Source organism: Brevundimonas sp., assembly GCF_018608325.1.
Classification (GTDB): Bacteria; Pseudomonadota; Alphaproteobacteria; order Caulobacterales; family Caulobacteraceae; genus Brevundimonas.
Window position 1 is genome coordinate 1 of record NZ_JABAZW010000052.1, and the last position, 9,327, is coordinate 9,327.

At 66.5% G+C, this 9,327-nt stretch carries 9 protein-coding genes; 4 read left to right on the forward strand and 5 right to left on the reverse strand.

Going from position 1 to position 9,327, the window contains the following annotated elements; all coding sequences use genetic code 11:
• A partial coding sequence (locus QZ281_RS05235; protein ID WP_292225530.1) for an MFS transporter occupies positions 1-333 on the reverse strand: 333 nt, incomplete at its 3' end.
• A gap of 201 nt (positions 334-534) precedes the next feature.
• On the opposite strand from QZ281_RS05235, the gene QZ281_RS05240 reads away from it, so the two are divergent.
• Positions 535-1,737, forward strand: a complete 1,203-nt coding sequence (locus tag QZ281_RS05240; protein ID WP_292225534.1) for a winged helix-turn-helix domain-containing protein — start codon at positions 535-537, stop codon at positions 1,735-1,737.
• A gap of 25 nt (positions 1,738-1,762) precedes the next feature.
• On the opposite strand, the gene QZ281_RS05245 is transcribed toward QZ281_RS05240, so the two are convergent.
• From QZ281_RS05245 to QZ281_RS05260, 4 genes are all read right to left on the reverse strand, one after another.
• Positions 1,763-3,508 carry a M56 family metallopeptidase gene (locus QZ281_RS05245; RefSeq protein WP_292225536.1) on the reverse strand — a complete coding sequence of 582 codons (1,746 nt, stop codon included), beginning with the start codon at positions 3,506-3,508 and terminating at the stop codon, positions 1,763-1,765.
• Positions 3,505-3,894, reverse strand: coding sequence for a BlaI/MecI/CopY family transcriptional regulator (locus QZ281_RS05250; protein ID WP_292225538.1), 390 nt, complete (start codon positions 3,892-3,894; stop codon positions 3,505-3,507). The genes QZ281_RS05245 and QZ281_RS05250 overlap by 4 nt, the downstream gene beginning before the upstream one ends.
• A gap of 93 nt (positions 3,895-3,987) precedes the next feature.
• Positions 3,988-5,034, reverse strand: coding sequence for an oxidoreductase (locus QZ281_RS05255; RefSeq protein WP_292225540.1), 1,047 nt, complete (start codon positions 5,032-5,034; stop codon positions 3,988-3,990).
• 49 nt (positions 5,035-5,083) lie between these two features.
• Positions 5,084-6,508: a short-chain fatty acyl-CoA regulator family protein gene (locus tag QZ281_RS05260; protein WP_292225542.1), complete on the reverse strand. Its 1,425-nt coding sequence runs from the start codon at positions 6,506-6,508 to the stop codon at positions 5,084-5,086.
• A gap of 131 nt (positions 6,509-6,639) precedes the next feature.
• Here QZ281_RS05260 and QZ281_RS05265 point away from each other — a divergent pair, with 131 nt between their 5' ends.
• The 3 genes from QZ281_RS05265 to QZ281_RS05275 form a co-directional block, all read left to right on the forward strand.
• On the forward strand, positions 6,640-8,175 hold the full coding sequence (locus QZ281_RS05265; RefSeq protein ID WP_292225544.1) for an acyl-CoA carboxylase subunit beta: 1,536 nt from the start codon (positions 6,640-6,642) through the stop codon (positions 8,173-8,175).
• Positions 8,176-8,182: 7 nt separating this feature from the next.
• The gene (locus tag QZ281_RS05270) at positions 8,183-8,827 is read left to right on the forward strand and encodes a DUF4145 domain-containing protein (RefSeq protein WP_292225546.1); all 645 of its coding nucleotides are present in this window, start codon (positions 8,183-8,185) and stop codon (positions 8,825-8,827) included.
• A 6-nt stretch (positions 8,828-8,833) separates the two neighbouring features.
• The coding region (locus QZ281_RS05275) for a biotin carboxylase N-terminal domain-containing protein (RefSeq protein WP_292225548.1) at positions 8,834-9,327 on the forward strand (494 nt) is incomplete at its 3' end.

Genomic DNA, 9,327 nt, shown 5'->3' on the forward strand with positions numbered 1-9,327 from the left:
GTCTGCAGCGCCGGCCAAGATGGCCGAGATGATGAACATGACGGCGGCGATCTGCATCACCGTGCGGCGGCCGATGGCGTCGGCCAGACGTCCTGCTGCAAAGGCGCCGAACGCGCAGCCCAGCAGAATGGCGCCGACGTTGAAGCCTGTGCCCAGCGCCGACAGGTTGAAGGCCTGCTCCAGCCCGTCCTGCGTGCCGTTGATGACGCCGGAATCATAGCCGAACATGAAGCCGCCGATGGTGGCGACCGCCACGATCAGGGCGATGAAGGCGAAGTTGACGCGGTCGTCGCCCGCGATGCCGGGACCGGAGTCCCCCGTTGGTCCTGCCATTTGATTATTCCCTCCGATATCTCGTCTAGCGCGAGAGTGAACGTTCACAAAGCCTCATCGCACGGCAGTCTGCACCAATTTTCTCCAGGCTGTAATCAAACGTGCGCAGGTTGTTCGACGAGCCTGCGGCCTTGCCCGCCGCTGGCGGATGCCCAAGTGTGACAGCTGCGGCCTGAGCCGAGATTGCCGACCGGAGCGCCCATGACCGAAACCCTCAGCGCCAACGCTACCCGACGCATCGCCCTGGCGGCGCAGGGGTTTGGAAAGGCCCATCCGTCGATGGCGGGTCGCAGGCAGGTCAGGGACGTGGCGGGGCGGCTGGGCGTGGTCCAGATCGACAGCGTCAATGTGGTCAGCCGCACCCATTATCTGCCGCTGTTCTCGCGTCTGGGGGACTATCCGCGCGAGCATCTGGAGACAGAGGCCTGGGGCGCGAAGCCGTCGCTGTTCGAATACTGGGGACATGAGGCGTCGCTGATGCCGATGGAGACCCAGCCCCTGTTGCGTTGGCGCATGGAACGGGCGCGCGACGGCGAACTGTGGACGGGTCTGGCCCGGTTCGGACTTGAACGGCGCGACTATATCGATCAGGTTCTGGCCGAGATCGAACGACGCGGTCCGGTGACGGGCGGCGACTTCGCCGAGGGACCGCGCGGCGCGCCCGGCTGGTGGTCATGGTCGGACGGCAAGCGGGCGCTGGAATGGCTGTTCTGGTCCGGCTTCATCACGACCAAGACGCGGCGCAATTTCGAGCGGGTCTATGACCTGACGGAGCGGGCGCTGCCGGATGCTGTGGTCAATATGCCGACGCCTGACCATGACGAGGCGCAGCGACGGCTGATGATGATCGGGGCGCGGGCGATGGGCGTGGCGACCCTGGCCGACCTGCGCGACTATTTTCGACTGCCAGCCCATGATGCACGGGCACGGCTGGGCGAACTGGTCGAGGCGGGAGAACTGACGCCGGTGGCGGTCACGGGCTGGAGACAGGCGGCCTATCTGGTCCCGGACGCGCGCAGCCCCCGCAAGATCACGGCGCAGGCCCTGTTGTCGCCGTTCGACAATCTGATCTGGCATCGCGACCGGACCGAGCGGCTGTTTGGCCTGAAGGTTCGGCTGGAAATCTACACGCCTGCGCACAAGCGGCTGCATGGCTATTATGTGCTGCCGTTTCTGCAGGACGAGACGCTGACGGCGCGGGTCGATCTGAAGTCTGACCGACAGGCGGGCGAACTGCGGGTGCAGGCGGCGTGGCGAGAACCGGAGGCGGACGCCGACACCCCCGCACGACTGGCGCATGAACTGAAGCGAATGGCGGGCTGGCTGGGGCTGTCGGGCGGTGTGGCGGTCGCCGGGCGCGGCGATCTGGCCGAGGCCCTGGAAGCGGAGTTGCGCCGGGCCTGATCCGCTCAGACCCGACGCATTACGATCAAGCCGGGGTGCGGCCGCGTTGCTCCAGCGTGTCGGCGTTGCGCTCCATTTCGGTGGCGCGGGCGGGCAGGGTCCGGGACAGTTCGATCAACTGGGCGTCAGTGACCGTGTTTCCGCGCGCACGATTGTCGGCGATCTTCTGGGCGCGATAGGCCGGGCTTTGAAGACGCACCGCCTCACGCCGCATTTCGGCGGCGCCGCTTCGCATATGGACTGCGCCGTTGCGCATCTCCACGCGCGCCTGACCCAGGTTGCGTTCAGCCTCGATACGGGCGCGCTCGCCCATGGCCGCCGCCTGGGTGGCGGTGATGCGGGCGGCGGTGGCGAGGCTTTGCTGGCGGGCGGCTTCGGTGCGGATCCGTGCATCTTCGTGACGGCGGGCCTCTGCGACGACGCGGGCGGCGTCCGCGCGGGTCCGGGCGGCATCGGCTTCACGGCGGGCCTGATCCGCCTCGCGGCGAGCCTGGTCGCGCGCCTCTGAGGCCGCGTCGATTTCCGCATTATAGACGTATCGGTAGCTGTAGCCCTGCGTGCCGGGGGGCGGAGGAGCAGGCGGGGCCGGGGGTACAGGCGTCGCAGGCGGCGCCGGAGGGGCGGGCGGTGCAGGCAGAGCAGCCCAGGTCATTGGCGCCGGAGGGGCCGCAGGCGGTGCGGGCGGAACGGGCGCTAGGGGCGCCAGAGCCGCAAGTGTCAGATGCGCAGGCGGTGCGGGCGGCGTCGGCGGCGCATGGGGAACAGGCGCAGCGGGGGGCACGGGCGGCGTGGCCTCGACCCAGGCCTGACGGCTGATTTCCAGCGCGGCCAAGGGCGTGGCGACAACGGCGAGGGCGGCGACCGTCAGGGCGACGGTCATCGGGCGGCGGCGAGCGGACGTATCGGACATGATGCAGGCGATCCTCTTTTTCAGGGACTTGGCGTCCGCCGCCATGGCTGTCGAAGCCTGAGCGGTCGTGGCGCGGGGCGAGGGATGGGCGGCCAGACGCACCAGCGCCTTGGCGTAGAGATGACGGTCGATGGTCTGGAGGGCCGCTGCGTCTGCGGCCTCCTCGGAGCGAGCCGCCAGGTCAGCATGCAGACGCCAGACCAGCGGGTTGAACCAGAACAGGGCCAGGGTCAGGCGCGACAGGACCAGAAACACCCAGTCATGCCGCCGCAGGTGCGCCAGTTCATGGGCCAGGATGGCGGGCGCGGCCTGACGCTGGGCCAGACTGGCTGGATCGATCAGAATGACGCCGGGCGCAGCGCCCCAGCTGAGCGGACTGGCGGCGCGGTCAGTCGAGACCAGCGTGGGCTGTGTGCCGCGCGTCAGACGCTCCAGATGGCTGAGCCAGGTCGGGCACTGGACGGCGCGGCCCTGACGGGTCCAGCGATCCAGCGTCAGAACGCCCAGCGCCAGTCTGCCTGCGATCAGCACCACGCCCATCAGCCAGACGGCGGCGGCCAGATGCAGGGGCGACGGCCAGGGCAGGCTGCCGGACACCTCGACGCCGGGCAGGGGCGTGACCTCGCCCTGCCACATGGGCAGGGGCAGATGGGTTGTCGGGGCGACGGCGGGCAGGACGGCCAGATTCAGCGCCGGGAACAGGGCGGTGATGACCGGCAGGGCCAGCAGCAGGCAGGTCGTGGCGCGAAGAATGTCCACGCGGTCAGCCGGGCGGCGGGTCAGCAGGTGCGAACAGGTCAGGCCTGCGCCCGCGATCAGGCTGGATTTCACCAGCATGGAGATGAAGACGGCGCCGATCATGATTTGCGTCCCCCTGTCTTGCGTCCAAGCGCTTCGTCGATGGCGCGCTCCAGCGCCTCGGCCTCGTCGGCGGTGATCTTGCCGCCCATGCCCAGAAGGGCGGTCGCAGCGTTGGCGGCGGACCCGGAGAAGAAGGTGTCGACCATCCGTTGCAGGGCGCCTGCCGCGACGGCCTCGGTGCGCGGCACGGGGCTGTAGTGGAAGCCGTCCACGCCGTTGGCGCGTTCGACCAGTCCCTTGGCCTCCAGCCGGGCCAGCAGGGTGCGGATGGCGGAATCGCTGAGCGCGTCGGACAGGGCGGCGCGGACGCCTGCGGTGGTGGCCGATTCCAGTCGGCACAGGGTCTCGAAGACTTCGCGTTCTCGCCGGGGCAGGGACTCGATCACGGCCTTCTCCATGTCCGCTACATTTGTAGCGCTACATGCGTAGCGAAATGAGGCGCGAATGAGGCGGGTAGATGAACTCGCGGTAGGGTGCGGCTACACCTCGATCCGCCGCCCCTCGGCCGCGCTGCGTTCACCGGCGTCGATAATCCGCATGACCGTCAAGGCCTGATCCAGCGTCACGGGCGGCGGGGCGCCGGTGCTGATGGCGTCGCGGACGCCGGCGTAGAAGCGGACATACTCGCCGCGTTCGGGCGTCACGGTCTGGCGCACGGTTTCGCCATCGATCTGGCGGATCAGTTCGCCGGGATTGGGGTCGAGGCCCCAATCCGCGTCGCCGGGACGCAGGCCAGCCTTGGACTGGCCTTCCTGAGCATCCAGCCCGCGCTTGATGAAGCTGCCGCCTGTGCCGTGGACGGCGTAACGCAGGCTGGCGTCGGCGGCGATGTGGCTGGCCTGCAGGATGACGCGCAGCCGCTCGTATTGCAGCACGACGTGGAACCAGTCGGTCGCCGGAGCGCCGGGGCGTTGTCGCGCCATGTCGGCCAGCACCGACTGAGGCGCACCGAACAACTGGACCGCCTGATCGATCAGGTGTGGACCAAGATCGGCCCAGACGCCCCCGTCGCGCTTGTCTTTCCAGCGGTCGGTGACCTGGGGGCGGAAACGGTCGTAATGGCTTTCGAACACGGCGATTTCGCCCAGTTCGCCGTCGGTGATCAGGCGCTTCAGCGTCAGGAAGTCGGCATCCCAGCGCCGGTTCTGGAACACGCTGATGACGCCCTTGGATCGGGCGGCGACGGCGGCGACCTGCTCGGCCTGTTCCAGAGTCTGGGCGAAGGGTTTGTCGACCACGACGTTGCGACCCGCCTCCAGCGCCGCGATGGCCTGTTCGGCGTGCAGGGCGTCAGGCGTGGCGACGACGATCAGGCCGATGTCGTCGCGTGACAGGGCCGCGTCCAGATCAGGCAATACCTCGACCTGCGGCCAGTCGGCGTGAACCGCTTCTGGACGGGAGGAGACGACGGCGCGCAGGGCCAGGCCCGGTGTGGCGGAAATCAGCGGCGCATGGAACGTCTGGCCCGCCAGGCCATAGCCCACGACAGCGACGCCGATCGGATCAGAAGAGGAGGGGGAGGTCATGGTGCGATTTTCCCGCCGCCCGCCCGGCTTGTCGAGGTCGGATCGTGGGTCAGTAACGATCCGTGCGCGGGCCATCCAGCGTATAGGGCACCACGCCGCGTTCGTTTTCCGGCACATGCAGGGTGCGGTCGATGGGCGGGAAGGCGCGCTGGGTGCAGTCGGTGCGCTCGCAGATGCGGCAACTGACGCCGATGCGGGTTGCCGGGCCGTTCAGGTCCAGACCGGCCGCATAGACCAGGGCCGAGGCGTGTTCGACCTCGCATCCCAGCGAAAGGGCGTAGCGACGGTCGTTGGCGAGGTATGAGCCGCTGGGCTTGGACACGCTGCGGGCGATGGAGATGTAACGCGAACCGTCCGGCATTTCGGCCAACTGCACCCCGATCCGGTCGGGCGCGGCGAAGGCTTCGTGCACGTTCCACAGGGGGCAGGCGCCGCCGAAACGGGCGAACTGGAACCGCGTCGCACTGTGTCGCTTGGTGATGTTTCCGGCCATGTCCACGCGAGCGAAATAGAAGGGCACGCCGCGCCAGCCGGGCTTCTGCAGGGTCGAAAGGCGGTGGCAGACCTGTTCGAAACTGACCTGGAAACGGGTCCGCAGCCGGTCGATGTCGTGCTTTTCCTCGCGCGCCGCCTCAAGGAAGGCGCGGTAGGGCAACAGCAGCGCGCCCGCCGCATAGTTGGCCAGACCGACGCGGGCCACGTCGCGCGCCGCATCGGTTCGGAAGGCGGCCTGATCCAGTTCCGCCTCGATCAGATCGCGGAAGGACAGCAGGGCCAACTGGTGCGCCAGCTGGAAGGAGCGGGTAGCATCCGGTTGCCAGCCGTCCAGCGTAAGGACGCGGCTGGCGGGATCATAGCGGCGCAGCGCCTGCTGGCCGCCGACGCTGACCACACGGACGCCGTGAATGTCGCTGAGCGCGGTCTCCAGCGCCCGTTCGACCTGTCCCTCCTGCGGCAGGGTCGCCGACAGGGCCTCGGCCGCCGTATCCAGGGTGTCGATGTAGTTGTCGCGATAGTGGAAGAAGTCGCGCACTTCTTCGTAGGGCAGCAGGGCGACGCTGGCGCCATGTTCGTCACGGCCCAGGGTGTCGTCCAGCGCCTTCACCCGCTCGTCCAGACGGCGGAAGGTCTGGTGCAGGGCCAGAAACTGGCGGGCCAGACGCGGCGTATTGGCGACGGCTTGTTTCAGCTCGGCGGCGGTGGGCGGTTCAGCCTGCCCGGCGATGTCGGTGGTGGCTTCGCGCAGGTCGGCGATCAGGCGGGCGTCGCCCTCCAGATCAAACAGGCTGGCGTCGACGTGGAAGGCGCGCGTCAGGGCGATCAGCACCCGCGCGGTGGCGGGGCGCTGGTTCGTCTCCAATTGCGAAAGATAGGACGGCGACAGGCCCAGACGTTCGGCGCAGGCCTCCAGAGTCCAGCCGCGCGCCTCGCGCAGTTTTCGCAACTTGGCGCCAAGGAAAAGCTTCTCAGCCATTTGCAACTTTGCAGATCATCAAGACGTCCTTTGCAAGTCGGCGCAGTTCCACACTTTTTGCAAAGTTGCGTTTGCGTATTTGCGATGAAGCCGCCACTCCTTCCTCCACGAACAAGAGGCGTAAATCCATCATGACTCAAGCCATCCTTGAAGAACTGGAGCGTCGTCGCACCGCCGCGAAACAGGGCGGCGGCGAAAAGCGTATCGCCGCCCAGCACGCCAAGGGCAAGCTGACGGCGCGCGAACGCATCGACGTTCTGCTGGACGAGGGCTCTTTCGAAGAGACCGACATGTTCGTCGAGCACCGCAGCCACGACTTTGGAATGCAGGATCAGCGCATCCCTGGCGACGGCGTGGTGACGGGGCGCGGGACCATCGGCGGGCGTCTGGTCTATGTCTTCTCCAAGGACTTCACGGTGTTCGGTGGGTCGCTGTCGGGCGCCCATGCGGCCAAGATCGTCAAGCTGCAGAAGATGGCCCTGACGACCGGCGCGCCGATCATCGGCCTGTTCGACGCAGGCGGGGCGCGGATTCAGGAGGGGGTCGAGAGCCTGGCCGGATACGCCGACATCTTCCTGCAGAACACGCTAGCCAGCGGCGTCATTCCCCAGATCAGCGTCATCATGGGGCCGTGCGCCGGCGGCGACGTCTATTCGCCCGCCATCACCGACTTCATCTTCATGGTGAAGGACACGTCCTACATGTACGTGACCGGCCCGGACGTGGTGAAGACCGTCACCAACGAGGTCGTCAGCCATGAGGATCTGGGCGGCGCGCGCGTTCATGCGGGCAAGTCGGGCGTCGCGGACGGGGCGTTCGAGAACGATCTGGAGGCCCTGTCGGAGGGGCGCCGCCTGATCGGCTTCCTGCCCCTGTCGAACCGCGAAAAGCCGCCGGTGCGCGAGAGCTATGACGAACCGGATCGCGATGAGCCGTCGCTGGACACCCTGATCCCGGCCAACCCGAACCAGCCCTATGACATGAAGGAACTGATCCTGAAGGTGGTCGACGAGGCCGACTTCTTCGAGATCGGCGCCGACTTCGCCAAGAATATCATCACCGGCTTCGGGCGGTTGGACGGCCAGACGGTCGGCGTGGTCGCCAACCAGCCTCAGGTGCTGGCGGGCGTGCTTGACATCGATTCAAGCCGCAAGGCCGCGCGGTTCGTGCGTTACTGCGATGCCTTCGACATTCCGCTGGTGACGCTGGTGGACGTGCCGGGCTTCATGCCGGGGACCAAGCAGGAATACGGCGCCCTGATCAAACATGGGGCGAAGCTGCTGTTCGCCTATGCCGAGGCGACCGTGCCGAAACTGACCCTGATCACGCGCAAGGCCTACGGCGGCGCCTATGACGTGATGAGCTCCAAACACCTGCGCGGCGACGTCAACTACGCCTGGCCCACCGCCGAGATCGCGGTCATGGGCGCCAAGGGCGCGGTCGAGATCATCTTCCGCAAGGAGGCGGGCGACCCGGTGGCGCTTGCCGCGCGCGAGGCGGAGTACAAGGAGCGGTTCGCCAATCCCTTCGTGGCGGCGGGGCTGGGCTACATCGACGACGTCATCATGCCGCACGGGACGCGGCGGCGACTGGTGAAGGCGCTGCGGACGCTGAAGAACAAGGTCCAGGAAAACCCCTGGAAGAAGCACGACAATATTCCGCTGTGAGAGCCTCATGACCTTCCAAATTGTGGGCCAAAGTCAAGGGGTAGACCCCGTTGCAGCCGGGCTGAGGTGCTCTGCCTGTGGTAATCTGGGCACCTTCGCGGGCTTCGCGAACTGCAAAGATATCGCTTGGACAGGCCACGGCTTTGTTCGCCAAGCTGGGGTGCGCAGATGCCCCAATCCTGACTGTAGAGCTATCGCCTTTGTCGTCCAGGATGAAGGAATTGTGGTCGAGAGGTATCCTCCCGAAACTCTCGATTTCGATTCTACAAACCTTCCAAGCAATATACTTGAGAGCCTCGAAGAGGCGATCAGTTGTTTTTCAGCGCAGGCCTATAAGGCTACGGCGCTGATGGTTCGGCGCATTCTTGAAGAGTTGTGTGCGGACCGATGTGCTTCGGGAAAAGATCTGAAAGCCCGGCTCTCTAACCTCGGCGATAGCGTAGTCGTGCCGAAAGAACTCCTTGAGGCTGCCGATGAACTTCGCCTTCTCGGCAACGATGCTGCTCACATTGAGGCCAAAAGTTACGATAGTATCGGTCGGGAAGAGGCCGAGCTGGCAGTCGAACTAGCAAAAGAATTGCTCAAGGCTGTCTACCAATATGCAGATTTGGTTGCTCGCCTACGCGCCCTCAAAAAAAACGGTGAGGATTAACCGCTCATGTTCTCCAAAATCCTCATCGCCAACCGCGGCGAGATCGCGGTTCGGATCATCAAGACCTGCCGCAAGATGGGCATCCAGACGGTGCAGGTCTATTCCGAGGCCGACGCCGGGTCGCTGGCGGTTGAGATGGCCGACGAGGCGGTGCTGATCGGGCCGGCGCCTGCGGCGCAGTCCTATCTGCTGGCCGACAAGATCGTCGAGGCGGTGCGCCAGACGGGGGCGCAGGCCGTGCATCCGGGCTTTGGCTTCCTGTCGGAGAACGCAGGCTTCGCGCGGCGTTTGCGCGACGAGGGCATCGCCTTCATCGGCCCGAACCCCGAGGCCATCGACGCCATGGGCGACAAGATCAGCTCCAAGAAGCTGGCGGCCGAGGCGGGCGTCTCGACCGTGCCGGGTCATATGGGCCTGATCGAAACCCCGGATGAGGCGGTTAAGATCGCACGCGAGATCGGCTATCCGGTGATGATCAAAGCCTCGGCGGGCGGCGGCGG